Raw genomic sequence first — 20,140 nt, 5'->3', positions numbered from 1 at the left:
TCTATCGCGATACCCGATCGCATCCCCCTCATCCGAATCCCTGGCCGTGTCATCGGCGGAAGGCATGTTCATGATCGATAGAGACCGTTTCCCGGTCGACCCGTGGCGACTCGTCGAGCGTTCGTTCGACATCGACGAGGCGGGCGTCACCGAGACGCTGTTCACCGTGGGCAACGGATACCTGGGGCTCAGGGGCAACCAGCCCGAAGGGCGCTTCGGCCACGAGCAGGGCACCTTCATCAACGGCTTCCACGAGGTGTTCCCGATCCGTCACGCCGAGCAGGCCTACGGGTTCGCGGAGGTCGGCCAGACGATCATCAACGCCCCCGATGCCAAGGTCATGCGCGTCTATGTCGACGACGAGCCGCTCTCGTTCGACGTCGCCGAGATCCTCGAGTACGAGCGCAGCCTCGACCTGCGCGACGGGGTGCTGCGGCGCCACCTCCTGTGGCGCACGCCCTCCGGCAAGGAGGTGCGCATCGACTTCGAGCGCATGGTGTCGTTCGAGGAGAAGCACCTCGCGCTGATGAGCATCGAGGTGACGGTGCTCAACGCCGACGCCCCCGTGACGATCAGCTGCCAGCTCGTGAACCGCCAGGACGGCGAGGACGTGTACGGCGGCCGGCCCGCGAGCAAGCTCAAGGCCGGATTCGACCCCCGCCGCGCCGAGCGCATCGAGGAGCGGGTTCTGCAGCCGCAGGAGTTCTGGCAGGACGGCCAGCGCTCGGTGCTCAGCTACAAGGTGACGCACTCGGAGATGACGCTCGCCGTCGCCGCCGACCACATCGTCGAGACCGCGAACGAGTACACGGCGCGCACCCTCATCCAGCCCGACATCGCCAAGAACGTGTTCCGCGTGCAGGCGAAGGCCGGGGTCCCCGTCAAGGTGACGAAGCTCGTGAGCTACCACACCTCGCGCGGGGTGCCGGCGGCGGAGCTCGTCGACCGGTGTCGCCGCACGCTCGACCGGGCCGGACAGGAAGGCGTGGCGACGCAGTACGCCGTGCAGCGCGCCTGGCTCGACGCCTTCTGGGACCGCTCGGACGTGCGCATCGCCGGTCACGACGACCTGCAGCAGGCCACCCGCTGGTGCCTCTTCCAGCTCGCGCAGGCGGCGGCGCGTGCCGACGGTCTGGGTGTGCCCGCCAAGGGTGTGTCGGGTTCGGGATACAGCGGGCACTACTTCTGGGACACCGAGGTGTACGTGCTCCCCTTCCTCACGTACACGAGCCCGCACTGGGCGCGCAACGCCCTGCGGATGCGGGTGCACATGCTCCCCGACGCGCGCCGGCGCGCCTTCCAGCTCAACGAGGCCGGCGCGCTGTTCCCGTGGCGCACGATCAACGGCGAGGAGGCCTCGGCCTACTACGCCGCCGGTACCGCGCAGTACCACATCAACGCCGACGTGAGCTTCGCGCTCGCCAAGTACGTGCGCGCCACCGGCGACGTCGACTTCCTCTACCGCGAGGCGGTCGACATCGCGGTCGAGACCGCGCGGCTGTGGAACTCCCTCGGGTTCTGGCGCGACGAGGTCGACGGGGCGGACTCGTTCCACATCCACGGCGTCACCGGTCCCGACGAGTACACGACGGTCGTCAACGACAACCTCTTCACGAACGTCATGGCGCGCTTCAACCTGCGCTTCGCTGCCCGCACGGTGCGCGAGATGGAGCTGGCCGCTCCCGAGGCGTACCGCCTCATGGCCGACCGCCTGGGACTGGACCCTGAGGAGCCAGAGATCTGGGAGAAGGCGGCGGATGCGATGCACATCCCCTTCAGCCCGGCGCTCGGCATCCACCCGCAGGACGCCGTGTTCCTCGAGCGCGAGGTGTGGGACCTGGAGAACACCCCGGACGAGCAGCGTCCGTTGCTGCTGCACTTCCACCCGCTCGTGATCTACCGGTACCAGGTGCTGAAGCAGGCGGATGTGGTGCTCGCTCTGTTCCTGCAGGGCAACCACTTCACGGAGGCGGAGAAGCTCGCCGACTTCCAGTACTACGACCCGCTGACCACCGGCGACTCGACCCTGTCGGGTGTCGTGCAGTCGATTCTGGCGGCGGAGGTCGGTTACCAGGACCTGGCGCTGGAGTACTTCCTGGACTCGATCTTCGTGGACCTCGCCGACCTCCACAACAACGCGGCGGACGGCGTGCACGTCGCCTCCGCCGGCGGCGTCTGGGCATCGCTGGTCTCCGGCTTCGGCGGGATGCGCGACCACTACGGTGAGCTCACCTTCGACCCGCGGCTGCCGGCCGCGTGGCCCGAGCTCTCCTACGCGCTCACATGGCACGCGTCGCACCTGGACATCACGCTGCGTCGCGACGAGATGATCGTTCGCAACCGCGCCGGGGGAGAGGACGTGTCGTTCTCCGTGCGCGGCACCGCCTACACGATCTCCCCCGACGAGGAGCTCGTCGTGCCCCTGGCCACGCAGGGCCCCGTGCGCACGGGGCGGCCGACGCTGCAGATGTTCGCCGACGCACGGCGCGAGGACGGCACGCTGCTGTCGGCCTCCGTGCCGACCCTCACGGCCTCGCTGCCCGTCGTGACCGGGCCGACGCTCATCGGCGAGAACGAGCCGCACTTCGATGCCTGATCCGACGTCGCGGCCGGCGAACGCGCCCGCCGCGACGTCGGCGGCACGCCGTAGGCTACTGGGGTGACCACAGCCCTCTACCGCCGTTACCGTCCCGAGGCGTTCGGTGAGATGATCGGGCAGTCCCAGGTGACCGATCCGCTCATGACGGCCCTGCGCGGCGACCGCATCGGCCACGCCTACCTCTTCTCCGGCCCGCGCGGATGCGGCAAGACGACGAGTGCGCGCATCCTCGCGCGCTGCCTGAACTGCGCCGAGGGTCCCACCGACACCCCGTGCGGCACGTGCGACAGCTGTATCGAGCTCGGCCGCGGCGGCGGCGGGTCGCTCGACGTGGTCGAGATCGATGCAGCCAGCCACAACGGCGTCGACGATGCGCGTGATCTCCGCGAGCGGGCGATCTTCGCCCCGGCCCGCGATCGGTTCAAGATCTTCATCCTCGATGAGGCGCACATGGTCACCCCGCAGGGGTTCAACGCGCTGCTGAAGCTCGTCGAGGAGCCTCCCGCGCACGTCAAGTTCATCTTCGCCACGACCGAGCCCGAGAAGGTCATCGGCACCATCCGCTCGCGCACCCACCACTATCCGTTCCGCCTCGTGCCGCCCGCGGCAATGCTCGAGTACGTGCAGCAGATGTGCGAGACCGAGGGCGTCTCCGTCGAGCCCGGAGTGCTGCCGTTGGTCGTCCGCGCGGGGGGAGGATCCCCGCGAGACACGCTGTCGCTGCTCGACCAGCTCATCGCCGGCTCCGAGAACGCCGCCATCGGCTACGAGCGCGCGGTCGCCCTGCTGGGCTACACGCACGCCGAACTGCTCGACGAGGTCGTCACCGCCTTCGGCGACCTCGACGCGGCGTCCGCGTTCGCCGCGGTCGACCGGGTGGTCCAGACGGGGCAAGACCCGCGGCGTTTCGTCGAAGACCTGCTCGAGCGCCTGCGCGATCTCATCGTCATCGCGGCCACCGGTGCGGGCGCGTCCGCCGTGCTGCGCGGCATCCCGTCCGACGAGCTCGAGCGCATGTCGCGTCAAGCCGAGATCGTCGGCACCGCGCGCCTCTCGCGCACCGCCGACATCGTCGTGGCCGCCCTCGACGAGATGTCGGGAGCCACCTCTCCCCGCCTCCAGCTCGAACTGATGGTCGCCCGGGTGCTCGCGAACGCTCCCACCGTCGGGTCGGCCCCCGTGGCTCCCGCAGCGGCGCGTCCCGCACCGGCGGCGCCGACCGCCGCTCCCCGCGCGGCGGAGGCCGCGGCCGTCCCGGTCCCTCCGGCGCCGGTGCCGGTCGCAGAACCCGAACCCACCGCATCCGCCCCCGTGGCCCCGTCCGCGTCCGCACCCGCCGCGGAGCCGGCGGCACCGTCCGCCCCCGCACGCGACATCCCGGCGGGCCCCGTCACGGTGCAGCGGCTGCGTGACGCATGGCCCGAGGTCCTCGGGCGCCTCGAGAGCATCAGCCGCAGCTCGTGGCTGATCGCGACGGCGGCTCGCGTCGCAGCGCTCGAGGGCGACATCCTCACCCTCAGCTTCCGCAGCCAGAGCGACATCGCCGCCTTCAAGAAGCGCACGGCCGGGGCCGGGCCCAGCGAAGACCTGCGCCAGGCGATTCAGGGTGTGCTCGGCATCCGCGTGAAGTACATCGCACGCCACGACCAGGACACCGACCCGGCCTCGCCCGCCGAGGCGGCTCCCGCGGCGCCTCCCGCGCCGCCGCGTGCGGAACCGCCCGCACCGCCGGCCGAGCGTCCAGGTCCCGCCCGTGCGTCATCGGCGGCACCGGTCACCGAGTGGGCCGTGGCGCCGATCCCCACCTCGGATGCGGGCGAGTCGCCTGCCGCTCCGGTCGCGCAGCTGGCGGTCGACGACGAGCCCGAAGACGCCCAGGCATCCGCGACGCGCACGCTGACCGTGGCGCCCCCCGACGGCGCCGTGTTGCCCGCTGCCGAGGTGGCGACCTCGTTCGATCCGGAAGAGCCGGTCGATCCCGCCGACGAAGAGATGTACCCGACGGATGTGGCGGCCGTCCCGCCCATTGTTCCGCCGCCCGCCCCCGTGCGCACCGCACCGAACGACGGCATCCAGCGTTACGGCGAAGCGGTGGTGCGCCAGGTGCTCGACGCGCGCTTCGTGCGTGAAGAGCCCTACCAGCAGCCGACGAGGTTCTCCTGATGTACGACGGCATCGTCCAGAACCTGATCGACGAGTTCGGCCGGCTGCCGGGGATCGGTCCGAAGTCCGCACAGCGGATCACGTTCCACATCCTGCAGACGCCGAACTTCGATGTGTCCCAGCTCGCGCAGCTGCTCGTCGAGGTGCGTGAGAAGGTGCGCTTCTGCGAGATCTGCGGCAACGTGTCGGAGCAGGATCGCTGTGCGATCTGTCGCGACCCGCGGCGCAACGAGACCCTCATCTGCGTCGTCGAAGACGCGAAGGACGTCGCGGCGATCGAGCGCACGCGCGAGTTCCGCGGGCTCTACCACGTGCTCGGCGGCGCGATCAGCCCGATCGCGGGTGTCGGTCCCGACGACCTGCGCATCACGCAGCTCATGCAGCGTCTCGCCGACGGAACGGTGCAGGAGGTGATCCTCGCCACCAACCCGAACCTGGAGGGCGAGGCGACGGCGACCTACCTGAGTCGCCTGCTCACGACGCTGTCGATCCGCGTGACCCGCCTGGCCTCCGGTCTCCCGGTCGGCGGCGACCTGGAGTACGCCGACGAAGTGACGCTCGGGCGGGCCTTTGAGGGCCGCCGCGCCGTCTGAGCGACCGGCGTCAGCGGCCGCGTCCGGGCCCGTCGTAGCGCCGTAGCTTCGCACGCGAGCGTGTCACGCCCGACAGCGATGCCCGTACGGGCTGACCGAGATACAGGCCGAGCGAGGCGCCGACGGCGAGGCTGATCCCGACCACCGCCGCGTTCACGAGCGTCGCGAACCCGGTCATCATCACGGCCGTGTCGCCCGCGGACTCGACGACACCGAGAAGCCCGCGGAACACGGCGGCACCCGGCACCATCGGCAGGATCGCCGCCGTCGTCACCGCGACCGATGGGACGTGGAGGCGGAAGGCGATCACGATCCCCACGAAGCTCGCCACGAAGGCTCCGATCCCGCTCGCCGCGGCGACCTCGAGCCCCGCTGCCGTGGCGATCGTGTAGCCGCCCCAGGCGACCAGGCTGAGCAGTGCGCTGACGGCGACCACGCGTCCGCCGGCGCCGTTGAAGACGGCGACCGCGATCGCGATGATCGACGCGCCGACGAACTGCATGAGCGGCGGTCCGAGCGGCAGTGCCGTGTCGGGCGGCTCCATCGCGAGCCCGATCACCCGCACGGTCTCGAGTCCCGCGAGGATCCCGATCACGACGCCGATCGTCTGCGTGACGAGCTCCAGGATGCGGCCGGTGGCCGTCAGGGCGAAGCCGTCGATCGCATCCTGGGCGGCCCCGACCACGGTGAGGCCTGCGAGCATGAGCACGATGCCGGCGGCGACGATGACCGAAGGGCGGATCTCCTCGGCGCCGGGAACCCCCAGGACCGCGAGGAAGCGGCTCATGGCCGCGATCACGGTGAGCACGAAGGCTCCGGCGACCTGGCTGAAGAAGTACGGCACGCGGGCCTTCGCGAGAGCGAACTGCGTGAGGGCGGCGCACGCCGCCCCCGTGAACGCGAGAGCGATGAGCAGCCAGTTGGCGCCGAACATGACCGCGACGCCGACGGCGAGCGCGCCCTGAGCCGTGATGACGGCGGCGGGCGGATAGCGAAACGGCGCACGACGGATGCGGCGCGCCGCCGTCTGCGCCTCATCGAGCCCCATGCCGGCGGAGATGTCCGCGACGAGCGCCTGCAGCCGCATCAGGCGGTCGTGATCGGGCGTGCTGCCGCGCACGACGCGAAGGAGCGTGATCGGGCGGGCAGCGCCCGAGCGGTGGTAGGCCGCCGTGATCGGGTTGTACGTGACATCCACGTGCACCGGGATGAGGCCGTACACCTCGCACACGCGCACGATCGTCAGGGTGACCTCGCTCGCCGGTGCACCCGCGACGAGCATCGTCTCGCCCATCCGGACCGCGAGATCCAGGATGCGGACGCTGAGGGCGTCGTCGACGACAGGGAGGAGATCCGTCGTGTCCGCGGGCGGCTCGACGCGTCGGCGCGCGGGCGTGAGAAACCTCGGCAGGGCGGGGCGGGGGGACATCGAGTGCGTCGGCCTCCGTGTCGGCGGTGTCCTCTCGAGCGTAACCGCCGTGGTCCGAGCCCGCCGTCACATGGCGGGGACGGAATGTCGGGCTGCCTAAGATGGAGCGTTGGACGCCGCATCCGAGCGTTCCATCGTCGTCGCGCCGGACACGGCGCATCCCCGGGAGCAGCACAGTGGCGTTGATCGTCCAGAAGTACGGCGGGTCGTCGGTCGCCGACGCCGAGAGCATCAAGCGGGTCGCGAAGCGTATCGTCGACACCCGTCGCGCCGGCCACGACGTCGTCGTGGCGGTCAGCGCGATGGGTGACACGACCGACGAGCTTCTCGACCTGGCGAACGAAGTGGCGCCGATCCCCGCGCCGCGCGAGCTCGACATGCTGCTCTCCTCGGGCGAGCGCATCTCGATGGCGCTGCTGGCCATGGCGATCCACTCGATGGGCTTCGAGGCGCGCTCCTTCACCGGCAGCCAGGCCGGCATGATCACCGACGCGAAGCACGGCGCGGCCCGCATCGTCGACGTGACTCCCGTGCGTCTGCGCGAGGCGCTGGACGAGGGGGCGATCGTCATCGTCGCCGGCTTCCAGGGCTTCAACCGCGACACCCGCGACATCACGACCCTCGGCCGCGGCGGCTCCGACACCACCGCCGTTGCTCTGGCGGCGGCCCTGGGCGCCGACGTGTGCGAGATCTACAGCGACGTCGACGGCATCTTCACCGCCGACCCCCGCGTCGTCCCGCGCGCGAGGAAGCTCCCCGTCGTCTCGACCGAGGAGATGCTGGAGCTCGCCGCCAACGGCGCGAAGGTGCTCTACATCCGCGCGGTCGAGTACGCGCGCCGTCACGGTGTCGTGATTCACGCGCGGTCCACCTTCAGCTCCAGCGAGGGCACCTACGTGCTCGATGCGCAGCAGCGTTCCGCCTACATCCCCGAGGGAGAAGCCATGGAAGAGCCGATCGTCGCCGGCGTCGCCACCGACCTCAGCCAGGCCAAGATCACCGTCATCGGTGTTCCCGATGTGCCCGGCAAGGCCGCCGAGATCTTCAAGATCGTCGCCAAGTCCGGCGCCAACGTCGACATGATCGTGCAGAACGTGTCGGCCGCAGCGACCGCCCGCACCGACATCTCCTTCACCCTGCCGAAGTCCGATGCCACGGCCGCGCTGAAGGCACTGGCCGCCGACCAGGCGGATGTGGGCTTCGAGGCGCTCGTGCACGACGACCAGATCGGCAAGCTGTCGGTCGTGGGCGCGGGGATGCGGACGAACTCGGGCGTCAGCGCGACGCTGTTCGAGGCGCTGAGCACGGCGGGCATCAACATCGAGATGATCTCCACCTCGGAGATCCGCATCTCGGTCGTACTGCGCGCCGACGACATCGCGGAGGCGGCGCGGGTCGTCCACACCGCCTACGGCCTCGACGGCGAGGGCGACGCGGTCGTCTACGCCGGCAGCGGGCGCTGACCGGGCTCAGGCCCGCGGGGAGGTCGGCGCCGAGCGGCGCCGGTCGGGCAGCCGGTTGCAGAACGGCTCCGGGAGCCGCAGCCCCGACAGGCCCCAGGCGATGATGTAGAGCGCCGCTCCGACAGGAACAGCGCCAGCAGCACGAAGCCGATGACGGCGCCGGGCGCCAGCGCGATGGAGAGCTTCGCGAAGCGCATCCTCGTGACGACCGAGATCGAGGAGCGTCTGGGCGTGCGCCAGCGCCGCGTCGGACAGAGTGCCTTCCCCAGGGATTCGTCACCGGCCGGACACGGTAGAATCGGGCAACCCCGCGCCCCGACCGCTTCGGATGCGGCGCGCCCTGCGACATCCCGAGGAACAGACATGACCCGCATCTCCGAATCCGGACTCTCCGTCGCCGTCGTCGGCGCCACCGGTCAGGTCGGCACCGTCATGCGGGAGATTCTCGCGGAGCGCTCGTTCCCGATTCGTGAGCTGCGCCTGTTCTCGACGGCGCGCTCGGCCGGCACCGCCGTCGAGTTCGGTGGTCAGACGGTCATCGTCGAGGACGTCGCCACGGCCGACCCCGCCGGCATCGACATCGCGCTCTTCTCCGCCGGCGCCACCGGCAGCCGCGCGCACGCTCCCCGTTTCGCCGAGGCCGGCGCGGTCGTCATCGACAACTCGAGCGCCTGGCGCAACGACCCCGAGGTTCCGCTGGTCGTCAGCGAGGTTAACCCGCACGCGATTGACGAGCGCCCCAAGGGCATCATCGCCAACCCCAACTGCACGACGATGGCCGCCATGCCGGTGCTGAAGGTCCTCGACGCCGAGGCGGGCCTCGAGCGGCTCATCGTGAGCACCTACCAGGCCGTGTCCGGGTCGGGTCTGGCGGGGGCCCAGGAGCTTCTGGGGCAGATCGAGGGCGTCCTCGCCCAGGGCGACACCCTGCGTCTCGTGCACGACGGGTCGGCCGTCGACTTCCCGCAGCCGGAGAAGTACATCGCCCCCATCGCGTTCGACGTGATCCCCTTCGCCGGCAACCTCGTCGACGACGGCGACAACGAGACCGACGAGGAGAAGAAGCTCCGTAACGAGAGCCGCAAGATCCTCGAACTGCCCGAGCTGCGCGTGGCGGGCACCTGCGTGCGCGTCCCCGTCTTCACGGGGCACTCGCTGTCCATCAACGTCGAATTCGCGCGTGACATCACCCCCGAGCGGGCCCGCGAGCTGCTGGCGGCGGCGCCCGGTGTCGCGCTGGAGGAGGTTCCCACGCCCCTGCAGGCTGCGGGCAGCGACCCCAGCTACGTCGGTCGCATCCGGCGCGACCAGTCGGCCCCCGAGGGCAAGGGCCTCGTACTGTTCATCAGCAACGACAACCTCCGCAAGGGCGCAGCCCTCAACGCGGTGCAGATCGCCGAGATCGTCGCCGCCCGCCTGAGCGTCTCCGCCTGAGTCGCGCCTGCGGCAAGAACCGCGAAAGTTCCCGCGCGCGGCCCCTCCCACTGGCGGAGGGGCCGCGCGCGCCGCTTTAGACTTGTCGGGTGACAGGAAACGTCGACGTCCTCCTGATCGGTGGCGGCATCATGAGCGCCACGCTCGGGACCTTTTTGCAGCAGCTCCAGCCGGACTGGAAGATCGCGGTGTTCGAGCGCCTGGGCGAGGTCGCCCAGGAGAGCTCCAACGCGTGGAACAACGCCGGAACGGGGCATGCCGCTCTGTGCGAGCTGAACTACATGCCCGCAGCGCCCGACGGCTCGGTCGATCCCACCAAGGCCGTGGCGATCAACGAGCAGTTCCAGCAGAGTCGGCAGTTCTGGTCGACGCTCGTCGAGCGCGGTGTGCTCGCCGCCCCCGAGACGTTCATCAACCGCACGCCCCACATGACGTTCGTGCGAGGTGAGAAGGACGTCGCCTACCTCAAGCGCCGCTACGAGTCGCTCAAACAGCAGCCGCTGTTCGAGGGCATCGAGTACAGCGAGGACTCCCGTGTGATCAACCAGTGGGCTCCTCTGCTCATGCAGCAGCGCCGCAAGGGCGAGCCGTTCGCCGCGACGCGGGTGCCCAGCGGCACCGATGTGGACTTCGGCTCACTCACGCGCCAGCTGCTGGATTCGATGCAGCGGGGCGGTGCAGAGGTGCTCACGGGGCGAGAGGTGCGTTCGCTCAAGCGGCAGAAGGACGGCTCGTGGCAGGTGGGCTACCGCCACACGGTCGGCCGGACGCCGGGCCGCATCAACGCGCGCTTCGTGTTCATCGGCGCGGGCGGTTGGGCGATCAAGCTGCTGCAGCGCTCGCGCATCCCCGAGGCGAAGGGGTACGGCGTGTTTCCCATCGGCGGGCAGTGGCTCAAGACCAGCAACCCCGCCCTGGTGGCGCAGCACAAGGCGAAGGTCTACTCGCAGGCATCCGTCGGGGCGCCGCCCATGTCGGTGCCGCACCTCGACACCCGCGTCGTCGACGGCGAGACCTCGCTGTTGTTCGGTCCGTTCGCCACTTTCAGCCCGAAGTTCCTGAAGAACGGCTCGCCCTGGGACATCGTCACGCAGGTGCGCCCGTCCAACCTCGGCAGCATGCTCACCGCCGGCGCAACCAACCTCAACCTCGTGAAGTACCTCGTCAGTGAGCTGCTGAAGACGCACAAGAAGAAGGTCGACAGCCTCCGCGAGTTCATGCCGTCCGCCGATGGGGAGGACTGGGAGTTGCTGAACGCCGGTCAGCGCGCTCAGGTCATGAAGGGCGGCAAGCTGCAGTTCGGCACCGAGGTCGTCGCCTCGGCCGACGGCTCGATCGCGGGTCTGCTGGGCGCCTCCCCGGGTGCGTCCACGGCCGTGTCGATCATGCTGGGCCTGCTGAAGTCCTGCTTCCCCGACCGCATCGACGAGTGGGAGCCGCAGCTGCGGGAGCTCATCCCCAGCTACGGCACGACGCTGAGCCCTGATCCCGCCGCGGCCGAGGCCTCCCTCGCGGCGACGGCCGAGGAGTTGCACCTCACGGTCTGAGCTGCGCTGCTCTCAGGCCCGGTCGCCGCGCCACTCCTTCTCCTTCTGCACGTACTCGTTGTCGGAGTAGTCGGCGAAGTCAGGGGATCCGTCGGCAGCCTAGACTCTCTAGGTGGCCAAGCTCTACTTCCGCTACGGGGCGATGAACTCCGGCAAGTCGACCGCCCTGCTGCAGGCCGCGTACAACTATGAGGAACGCGGACAACACGTCCTGCTGGCGAAGCCCGAGATCGACACGAAGGGCGCCGACCGCATCTCGAGCCGGCTCGGCGTCTCGCGCGGAGTCGACTTCCTCATCCGACCCGACGACGATCTGCGTGAACTGTTCGCGACGCACCGCGCGCGGGTCCGCGAGCAGGACGGCGTGGATGTGGCGTGTCTGCTGATCGACGAGGCGCAGTTCCTGACGCCCGCTCAGGTCGACGATCTGCTGCGCATCGTGGTGCTGGACGGCGTGCCGATCCTCGCCTACGGCATCCGCACCGACTTCCAGACGCAGGCGTTCCCCGGCTCACGTCGCCTCATGGAGCTCGCCCACAGCCTGGAGGAGCTCAAGACGATCTGCCGCTGCGGTCGCAAGGCCCTCTTCAACGCGCGGCTGGTCGGCGGCCGCTTCGTCTTCGAGGGCGACCAGGTCGCGATCGACGAGCTCAGCCACGAGAAGGTGACGTACGAGTCGATGTGCGCGCAGTGCTACTTGACCGCATCCGGCGGACGCCTCAGCTGAGCGCCTCGGCGCTCCGGCGACTGCGCGGCGGCCACGGCACCAACATCGAGGTCGTTCGGCGGTACTCGGCGTAGGCGGGGTACTTCCCGGCGGAGATCGATTCGGTGAACACCGTCGAGCCGATGAACAGCAATGTCAGCAGGATCGGCCCCGCGATCGTCACGTTGATCGCTCCGCCGAGGATGCCGGCTCCGGCGCTCAGCGCTGCATTGGCGCCCATCAGGTACAGCACCCACCACTGCGCCTGTTCGAAGAAGAAGTTGGGGTGGCGGCTGTAGCGGAAGAGTCCCGTGGTCACGAAGCCGGGCGCGAGCTCGCCGCCGGCCGCGGCCTTCGCCCGATGGAAGTTCCACTGCTGCTGGTCGGCGAGCCACTCGCCGGCGAGGAACGCGAGGAACAGCAGCGCCCACACCGCATCCCAGCCGTTCAACGGCGTCGCATTCAGCAGTGCGGCCGCCGCGGGCAGGGTGATCAGCACGAGCAGCGCGTTCTGGTACAGCACGATGAAGAAGAGGTTGAATACCTGGAACTGCCAGGGCCGCATCCGGGCGCGCAGGATCGCCCAGCGATAGTCCTCCATGCCGCTGTAGCCGCCCTTGCGGGCGAAGTTGAAGGTGAGCCGGGCTCCCCAGAGCGTGACGAGCACGGCCATCAGGACGAGCCGTGCGGCGTCGATACCACCCGCGATCGCGACGCCCGCGAAGATCCAGACGTACGCGACCGGCACGATCGACCAGATCCGGTCGACCCACGAGGTGTCCTTCGTGATCAGCGAGAGGACCCAGCACAGCGCGCAGACCGCGCCGGCGAGCACAACGACCATCCCCAGAGCGCCCATGACGTCACCGTAGCGCTCGCACGGCGGCGCGGGGAAGGGTCAGCGGGTGGGGAGTGTGGGGATGAGGGTGTCGAGGTAGTCGGCGGTGTCTTGCCATCCGTGGACGGCGTGGCAGGTGACTCCGAGGGCGAGGACGGGGTAGTCGTTGCCGTCGGGGTCGAGGCGGTCGCCGATGAAGAGCATGTCGTCGAGGCTGATGCCGGTGTGTTCGGCGAGGCGCTGCATGCCGTAGGCCTTGTCGATGCCGCGGTGGGTGATGTCGACGCTGGTGGATCCGCCGGAGCGGACTTCGAGGTCGGGGATGCGGGCGGCGACGGCTTCGCGGAGGGTGTTCTTCTTCTCCCCTGTGGGGTCCCACGCGGTCTTCGCGTCGAGGGGTGCGGATTGGCCGAGGGCTGAGAAGGTGATCTGCGAGCCGCGGTCTTCGAGGATGGGGCCCCAGGTCTGCTCTGCCCACAGGCCCAGGCGTTTGGCTTCTTCTTCGACGGCGGCAAGGGCGCGGGTCTTCTCGTCGTCGGTGAGGCTGTGGGCGTAGACGGTGGTGATGCCTGCGGGGGTGAGGCGGTAGTACTGGGTGCCGCAGGTGGGCAGCAGGTGCATGTGGTCGAGGACGTCGTCGGTGGTGTCGGGCAGCTGCTCGACGACCTGCGCGCGGAACTGCGCGAGTTGGCCGCCGGAGATGATCGCGACCTCGACGCGGGAGGCCAGAGCGAGCAGCAGGTCCGCGATCCGCGGGTCGACCGCGCTCTTGGACGGGGCGAGCGTGTCGTCAAGATCGAACGCAACGAGCTTCGGCGGCTGAGTCATGACGGCTCTCCAGCGGGTGTCGGGTTCTGCCGGCGGCGCGGCGGAAGGATCTGAGCGCGGCGGCGCGGCTTCTTCCATCCTATCGGGGCACGCCGCATCCGCCGTTCGCGCCCGCCGGCCCTCACCGCCCCCACCTCCTTCACACCCCACACCCCCCACCGCGAGACTGCATTTTGAGCACGAGATCACGGTCATTACCCGTGATCTCGTGACGAAGATGCAGTCTCGCGGGAGCCCGGGTGGGGCCGGCGCGGAAGGGGACCGGGCAGGGATGCAGCAGGCCCGGAAAGCGAGAAGAGGTCGACCCGAAGGTCGACCTCTTCTGCTGTGCGGTCGGGGTGACAGGATTTGAACCTGCGGCCTCTTCGTCCCGAACGAAGCGCGCTACCAAGCTGCGCCACACCCCGTGGCAACCGTTCGAGTCTACCCCAGCCCGACCGATTCCCCGAATCGCGGGCGCGTCATCGGCGCTGCTCCCGGTGCCGTCGCAGGGCGACGACGGATGCGGCAGCGAACCCGAGCGCGAGCGCGCCGACCCCGAGTCCCGCGACCGTGCGCATCGAGGGCCCGCCGCTGATCGCCAGCATGTCGACGAAGGTCGTCTCGCCCTCCTCCCCGCAGGTGCCCGTGTGCAGGACGACGAGCTCCGCGCCCGGCGTGGGCCGGTAGGCGAGCTCGGCGATCCAGAGCTTGGTCCCGGCCTCATCCGAGGTGACGTCGGGAGAGACGTACTCGCCGGATCCGGAGACCGTCACCGGAGCCGTCCGATGCTCGAGCGTCTCCGCGTCGCAGCGCGGCTCGATGCCGGGCTCGTTGTGGAACACCGAGAACACCAGCTGCGCGTCCACGCCCTCGCCCAGCCCCGTGACGGTGGCCCGGTCGACGAACGGATCACCGACGCCCACGTGTTCCGTCGCGCGGGTGGTGACGGAGGGCCGTTCGACCACCGTGGTCTCTTCGGTCAGCCCACAGGATCCACGAGCGAGCAGGCGAGCCTCGCCACCCTCCGGCGTGTGCCAGAGCGATTCGATCCAGTAGTGAACGCCGGCGCCGTGGAGGCGCACCGCGGGTGATGCGTACTCGCCTGCGGCGGCCACCGCGACGGGAGAAGCGGAGGTGTCCGCGACACGCGTCTCGGTCGTGCACGCTTCTGCGGGAGCGACGCCCTCGGGAGCTTGGAAGACCTCGAAGCTCACCCACGTGGTGCCCGAGGTGGGCACGAGGCCCTCGACCACAGCCGTGTCCACCGCCGCGCCGCCGAGTCCCACGGTGCTGACCGCACGCGTCGACACCGTGGGCAGGGGAGCACGGGTCGTCTCGCTCTCGATCCCGCACGCGCCCTCGTGAATGAGCCGGCCCTCCATATCGGTCGCGCGTTCACGCCACACATACGTGCCGAAGTCAGGGACGACGGGCCCGGTGACGCGCACCGAGCCGGGCTCCGTGACCCGCACCGGTTCGTCCGGTCCCTGCCAGATGAGATTCTCCGACGTGCAGGCATCCGTCGCCGCAACGCCATCGGGAACGCGGAACACGGATGCGGTCACGAGAACACCCGACGCGGGTAGGGGCGCCGCCACGATCACCTCGTCGGACATCCGGTCGCCGACCGCCACGAGGGCATCGGCTCTCGATGAGACCTGCGGAACCATCGTGATCTGGCTCTGCACCCCGAAGCGTTCCTGCCAGGTGTAGTCCGCGGTGAGCGCCGCGGCGGTCTCGTCGCTCTGCCGGGACCGTTCGATGCGCCAGACGGCGGTGTAGAAGCCGGGACCGGGCAGTGGCTCGGCGGACTCGACTCGGTACGGGGCCGTCGGTCCGATGGCGGGATCGGTCGTCGCCTCGAGCGCGGCGACCTCCTCCGCGTCCGCGGGGGGAGTGTCCGTGAGCTGCGGCTCCGTCTCGGTCCGGTACAGGGTCGCGGTCGCCGTGACCGGAAGGTAGCCTCCGTCCGCTGTGTGTCCCCACGCTCCGCGGGCGCTGGTGAACGTCACGTCGTCGACGTAGGAGCCGCCGGGGACGTACCGCGACACCACCTGTGTCGTCACGACCGGGTCGAACGTCGTGTCGCGCTCGTGCTCGTCGGCGCCCGCGAGCGGGAACTCGAGGCGGCCGCCCGGTCCTGCCGTGTCCTGGCCGCCCGGCGTGGTGAAGTGTCGAACGAGGGGCAGGAACCCGCCGACGAACTGTCCCTCGCCGGAAACGCGGAAGCGGGTCCCGCCGGCGGGAGCGGCCGCGACGATGTCGTACGCCACCCCGATCTCGGCGTCGTCGCGTGCGGCCGCGCCGGTGTCGGCGAACACGGCGTTCTGCAGGGTGATCCGCCCGCGCGCCCCGGCTGCATCCGCGATGGCGGTCACCGTGCCGCGCAGGGGAGAGGCCGCATCCGTCGCGAACTGCAGCGACCCCGTGGCCGTCATCTGTCCGGCGGGCAGCGCCATCGCCTCGGCGTAGTATGCGGCTGCGAGGTTCTGCACCGCGCCGTTGTGCTCGGGAGCGACATGGCGGAACACCCAGTCGATCGCACCCTGCAAGGTGTCGCCGGGGTAGCCGAAGTGGTGCAGTGATTCGTTCCAGTTGGCGATCGCCTTGACCGCCCAGGCGACGGCGGCGGCCTGCACCGGGTCGCCGGTCTGCCCGTAGGTCGAGACGAGCATGTTGATGGCCGTGAGCCGCTGCGGATCGAGGCCCGCAGCATTCGGGCTCAGCCCGTTGTCGACGCTGTCACCGGTGGGCAGCGGACGCCCCGGGAAGATGCAGTAGGTGTGCATGCCGTTGATCGCCATCGACCCGTGCCACCCGTAGCGGGTGGAACTCGCCCACTCGCCGAACCCGGTTCCGGGGGATGCGGCGGACGCAGGCATGATCGACACGACAGCGGCGACGACAGCAGCGGCGAGGACGAGGAGGGCAGCGAGCACGCGTTTCATGTCCCGATGCTCGGACGGTGCCGGTTCCCGGCATCGGCGGAAGCCGGCGAATGGGGACGGCGCGCGCGCCGCATCCAGATGTGGAGAACCGGATCCGCTTCGTCAGGACGCGGGGACCAGGGTCAACAGCGATGCCTCGGGGCGGCAGCCGAAGCGCACCGGCGCGAAGATCGAGTGGCCGATGCCGGCGCTGACGTTCAGCGGGACACGGCGTCCGCCGTGGGCCCAGGTGCTCAGTCCTCGTGCCTGATCGAGCGGGATATCGCAATTGGCGACGAGCGCCTTGGGGGAGAAGGGGACGCGGACCTGACCGCCGTGGGTGTGCCCGGCCAGCAGCAGATCGGCGTCGAGATCGATGAAGGAATCGAGCACCCGCCGGTACGGCGCGTGTGTCACGCCCAGCACGAGGTCGGCCCCGCCCGTGGCTCGCTGTTCGGCGCGCTTCGGGATGAGGGCGGCGGTGTCGTCCCAGTGTCGATGGGCGTCGTTCACGCCGAAGGCATCGATGCGCAGACCCGCCACCTCCAGGGTCGCCGCGGTGTTGTCGAGCGCGTGCCAGCCCAATTCGTCGGTGAGGAAGCGGTCGAGGGCGCCCGTGTCGAGCGCCTCAGCCGAGCGGTGCGCCTTCGACGGCCCCGTGAAGTAGCGCAGCGGGTTACGGGGAGACGGCGCGTACAGATCGTTGGAGCCGTGCACGTACACGCCGGGCACCCCCCGCAAGCCCGCGAAGGCGTGCCGGATGCCGGCGAGCCCCTCCGCGTGACCGAGATTGTCGCCCGTGTTCACGACGAGGTCGGGCGCGAGCTCCGCCAGACGCGCGATCCACTCCTGTTTGCGGTGCTGCCACGGCGCCATGTGAGCGTCGGAGAGGTGCAGCACGCGCAGCTCTCGTGAGCCTGCGGGCAAGATTGGCAGGGTGTGCTCGCGCAGCGTGAACAGGTACCGCTCGACGCCGATGCCCCAGACCGCAGCGCCCACCCCGACCGCCCCCACCGCTGCGACAGCGGTGAGGGCGGTACGGCTCGAACTTCCGGTCAACAGCTCTTCTTGGAGTAGTTGATCAGAATCTGCGAACCGCGGTTGACGGCGGTGCCGGCGGCGGGATTGGTGCCCGTCGCGCGACTCTCGTTGTCAGGCAGCTTGTCGTCCGGGGTACAGGTTCCCAGCGCGATGGAGGTGAATCCCGCATCCTGGAGCGTCTTCTGCGCGTCCTGCACCTTGCCGCTGACGGCTGGGACGGTCGCCCCCTGACCGTTGCTGGGGCTGATCGTGACGGTCGTGCCGCCCGCGACCTGCCCGGCACCGGGGCTCTGCGCAGCGACGATGTTCGTCGGCTGGTCGGAGTCCACCGGGTCGCCCACCGTCACCTCGAAGCCGGCGTTCTGCAGCGTCGTCTGCGCCTGGTCGATGGTCTGCCCGACGACGTTGGGAAGCTCCTTCAGCGTGCGCTTCGTGAGGTTCGGATCCGGTGCGGGGAAGTCACCCGCGGGGTAGACCTGGTCGGCTGTGCGTTGCAGGTTCTTGGCAAGTGTGTAACGGATGTTCTGCAGCCCGCGGCCGAACATGTCGTTGTCGCCCTGCACCGTGCCGACCCAGGCAGCGTTGACGACCCGCGTGCTCGACTCGATCATCCAGGTCTGCAGGGCCTCATGCGTTCCCGTCTTACCGATCAGCTGGGTGCCGTCGTAGGGGTTCGCTCCCGAGCCGGTACCGCCGTTCATGACGCCTCGGAGCGCGTAGGCGGCGGTCGCGGCGACCTCGGGGGAGACCTGCTGCGTGCAGGTGCGATCGGGAGCCTTCAGCTCGTTGCCCGCGGCGTCCGTCACACGATCGATGGCCTGCGGCTGGCAGTAGACGCCGTTGTTCGCGATGGTGCCGTAGGCGCCGGCCATGGCGATCGGCGAGATGTTGTCGACACCGATGACCTCCGACGCGTTCTCCATCGTGATGTCACGCCCATCGCCGGTCGTCACGCCCATCTTTTTCGCGACCTTCGCGATGTCGCACATGTCGAGCTCGGCGGCCATGGCGAGGTAACCGGTGTTCAGCGACTGCGCCGTGAATGACATCGGCGTTCCCACGCCGCCGCTGACCTTGCCGAAGTTGTTGATCGGAGTGCTGTTGACGATGTTGCCGGTGCACGAGTTCGTGAAGTTCTTGAACACCCTCATGCGGCCGTCGAGCACCTCGTTCACAGAGCGGCCCTGCTCCAACCAGTCGACGAGGGTGAAGAGCTTGAACGTCGAGCCGGCTTGGAAGCCACCGGAGTTTCCGAATGTCGAGTTACCCGCGTAGACGAGAGAGCTGTAGCCCTCGCCGGCGTTCGCTTCTTCCGAGAAGTTCGTGTTCTGGGCGATCGCCAGGATGCGCCCGGTGGAGGCCTCGATGCTGACGGTCGCCGCGCCGAAGTCGATCCCGGACACGGATGCGGGTGCATTGTCGCGCATGCTGATCGTGGCGGTGTGCTGCAGATCGGGGTCGAGCGTCGTGTAGATCTGCAGACCGCCGCGTCGCAGGTTCATCGCGCGCTCCGTGTCGTCGGCGCCGAAGGCCGGGTCTTTCTTGATGACGGAGACGACGTACTGGCAGAAGTACGGTGCGCCGGTCGCCGCGCAGCCCGAGGTCGGCTGCGTGATCTGCGGTGTGATCGGTTCGGCAACCGCGGCGTCGTGCTGCTCCTGCGTGATCTTGCCGTCGGTGAGCATCCGATCGAGCACGTACGTCTGCCGCTTCTTGGTCAGCGCATAGCCGTCGGCCGCGCCGTTCGTCTCACGATCGGGCTGATCGATGCGGTACGTGTTCGGGTTCTGTACGATGCCCGCGAGGGTCGCCGCCTGGCTGAGGTTGAGATTGGCGGCGGGAACACCGAAGTAGTAGCGGGCGGCGGCGTCGATGCCGTAGGTGATTCCGCCGAAGTTGGCGATGTTCAGGTAACCGAGCAGGATGTCGTTCTTCGAGTATTTCTGCTCGAGTCCGATCGCGTAGCGCATCTCCTGGAGCTTGCGCTCGATACCGCTCGAGCCCGAGGAATCCGTCGCCTGCAGGAAGCACGACTGCCGCTCGTCCTCGCTCTGCGCGTTCCATTCGCAGCGCTGAATGAGGATGTTCTTGACGTACTGCTGGCTGATCGTCGATCCGCCCTGCGTGTTGCCGCCGCCCTCGAGGTTGGAGAGCACGGCGCGCGTCGTGCCGATCAGATCGACGCCGCCGTGGTCGTAGTACCGCGGGTCTTCGCTGGAGAGGATCGCGTCGTACATGACGGTCGCGATCTGGTCGAACGTGACCGGCGAGCGATTCTGGTCGTAGAAGGAGGTCTGCGGGACGTAGTTTCCCGAACTGTCCTTCCAGTAGATCGTCGACGGTTCCATGATGTCGTCGATCTCGAGGTAGTTCGGCATGTTGTCGAACAGCTTGATCGCCTGCGAGGTTGCGGCGCCGGTGACGGCGATGGCGGGGGTGACCGTGGCGGTGATGAGAACACCGGCGACGACGCTCAGGCCGACGAGTCCGGCGAGGCCAGAGAGCACACCGGTGGCCGTGCGTTTCTTATCGGGCATAGGGTGATCGTAAGCCAGGATGCTGGGCGAACACTCGATGGCGCCGCATCCGG

The 20,140-nt window shown here is 69.3% G+C and carries 13 protein-coding genes and 1 tRNA gene; 7 read left to right on the top strand and 7 right to left on the bottom strand.

What is annotated here, in order from left to right; translation table 11 throughout:
* Positions 1-70: 70 nt before the first annotated feature.
* The 3 genes from KYX17_RS26335 (at position 71) to recR (ending at position 5,355) form a co-directional block, all read left to right on the top strand.
* The gene (locus tag KYX17_RS26335) at positions 71-2,596 is read left to right on the top strand and encodes a glycoside hydrolase family 65 protein (RefSeq protein ID WP_243231561.1); all 2,526 of its coding nucleotides are present in this window, start codon (positions 71-73) and stop codon (positions 2,594-2,596) included.
* A 63-nt stretch (positions 2,597-2,659) separates the two neighbouring features.
* Entirely contained in the window at positions 2,660-4,762 is a 2,103-nt protein-coding gene (locus KYX17_RS26330; protein ID WP_243231560.1) for a DNA polymerase III subunit gamma and tau, read from the top strand.
* Positions 4,762-5,355, top strand: coding sequence for a recombination mediator RecR (gene recR / locus KYX17_RS26325; RefSeq protein WP_243231557.1), 594 nt, complete (start codon positions 4,762-4,764; stop codon positions 5,353-5,355). The genes KYX17_RS26330 and recR overlap by 1 nt, the downstream gene beginning before the upstream one ends.
* 10 nt (positions 5,356-5,365) lie before the next feature.
* On the opposite strand, the gene KYX17_RS26320 is transcribed toward recR, so the two are convergent.
* Entirely contained in the window at positions 5,366-6,784 is a 1,419-nt protein-coding gene (locus tag KYX17_RS26320) for a threonine/serine exporter ThrE family protein (protein ID WP_243231555.1), read from the bottom strand.
* A 176-nt stretch (positions 6,785-6,960) separates the two neighbouring features.
* Between KYX17_RS26320 and KYX17_RS26315 the strand changes: the two genes are divergently transcribed.
* From KYX17_RS26315 to KYX17_RS26300, 4 genes are all read left to right on the top strand, one after another.
* Entirely contained in the window at positions 6,961-8,247 is a 1,287-nt protein-coding gene (locus KYX17_RS26315; RefSeq protein WP_243231553.1) for an aspartate kinase, read from the top strand.
* A gap of 363 nt (positions 8,248-8,610) precedes the next feature.
* On the top strand, positions 8,611-9,681 hold the full coding sequence (locus KYX17_RS26310) for an aspartate-semialdehyde dehydrogenase (protein ID WP_243231551.1): 1,071 nt from the start codon (positions 8,611-8,613) through the stop codon (positions 9,679-9,681).
* 89 nt (positions 9,682-9,770) lie between these two features.
* Positions 9,771-11,228, top strand: a complete 1,458-nt coding sequence (mqo, locus tag KYX17_RS26305; RefSeq protein ID WP_308220960.1) for a malate dehydrogenase (quinone) — start codon at positions 9,771-9,773, stop codon at positions 11,226-11,228.
* Between the two features lie 112 nt (positions 11,229-11,340).
* Positions 11,341-11,955, top strand: a complete 615-nt coding sequence (locus KYX17_RS26300; protein WP_243231538.1) for a thymidine kinase — start codon at positions 11,341-11,343, stop codon at positions 11,953-11,955.
* On the opposite strand, the gene KYX17_RS26295 is transcribed toward KYX17_RS26300, so the two are convergent.
* The 6 genes from KYX17_RS26295 to KYX17_RS26270 form a co-directional block, all read right to left on the bottom strand.
* A complete protein-coding gene (locus tag KYX17_RS26295; protein ID WP_243231535.1) occupies positions 11,948-12,793 on the bottom strand; it encodes a DUF1295 domain-containing protein in 846 nt (281 codons plus the stop codon). The two genes, KYX17_RS26300 and KYX17_RS26295, sit on opposite strands and share 8 nt — an antisense overlap.
* Before the next feature lie 39 nt (positions 12,794-12,832).
* Entirely contained in the window at positions 12,833-13,600 is a 768-nt protein-coding gene (locus KYX17_RS26290) for an HAD-IIB family hydrolase (RefSeq protein WP_243231533.1), read from the bottom strand.
* A gap of 333 nt (positions 13,601-13,933) precedes the next feature.
* Positions 13,934-14,007: transfer RNA gene (locus KYX17_RS26285), tRNA-Pro, on the bottom strand.
* A gap of 54 nt (positions 14,008-14,061) precedes the next feature.
* A complete protein-coding gene (locus KYX17_RS26280; RefSeq protein ID WP_243231531.1) occupies positions 14,062-16,530 on the bottom strand; it encodes a hypothetical protein in 2,469 nt (822 codons plus the stop codon).
* 102 nt (positions 16,531-16,632) lie between these two features.
* On the bottom strand, positions 16,633-17,568 hold the full coding sequence (locus tag KYX17_RS26275) for a metallophosphoesterase (protein ID WP_243231530.1): 936 nt from the start codon (positions 17,566-17,568) through the stop codon (positions 16,633-16,635).
* The gene (locus KYX17_RS26270; protein WP_243231528.1) at positions 17,565-20,087 is read right to left on the bottom strand and encodes a transglycosylase domain-containing protein; all 2,523 of its coding nucleotides are present in this window, start codon (positions 20,085-20,087) and stop codon (positions 17,565-17,567) included. Before KYX17_RS26270 ends, KYX17_RS26275 begins: the two co-directional genes overlap by 4 nt.
* Positions 20,088-20,140: the final 53 nt, after the last annotated feature.

It is taken from the genome of Microbacterium sp. CIAB417, from assembly GCF_022788845.1.
This window is presented reverse-complemented; position numbering and strand designations above follow the sequence as displayed.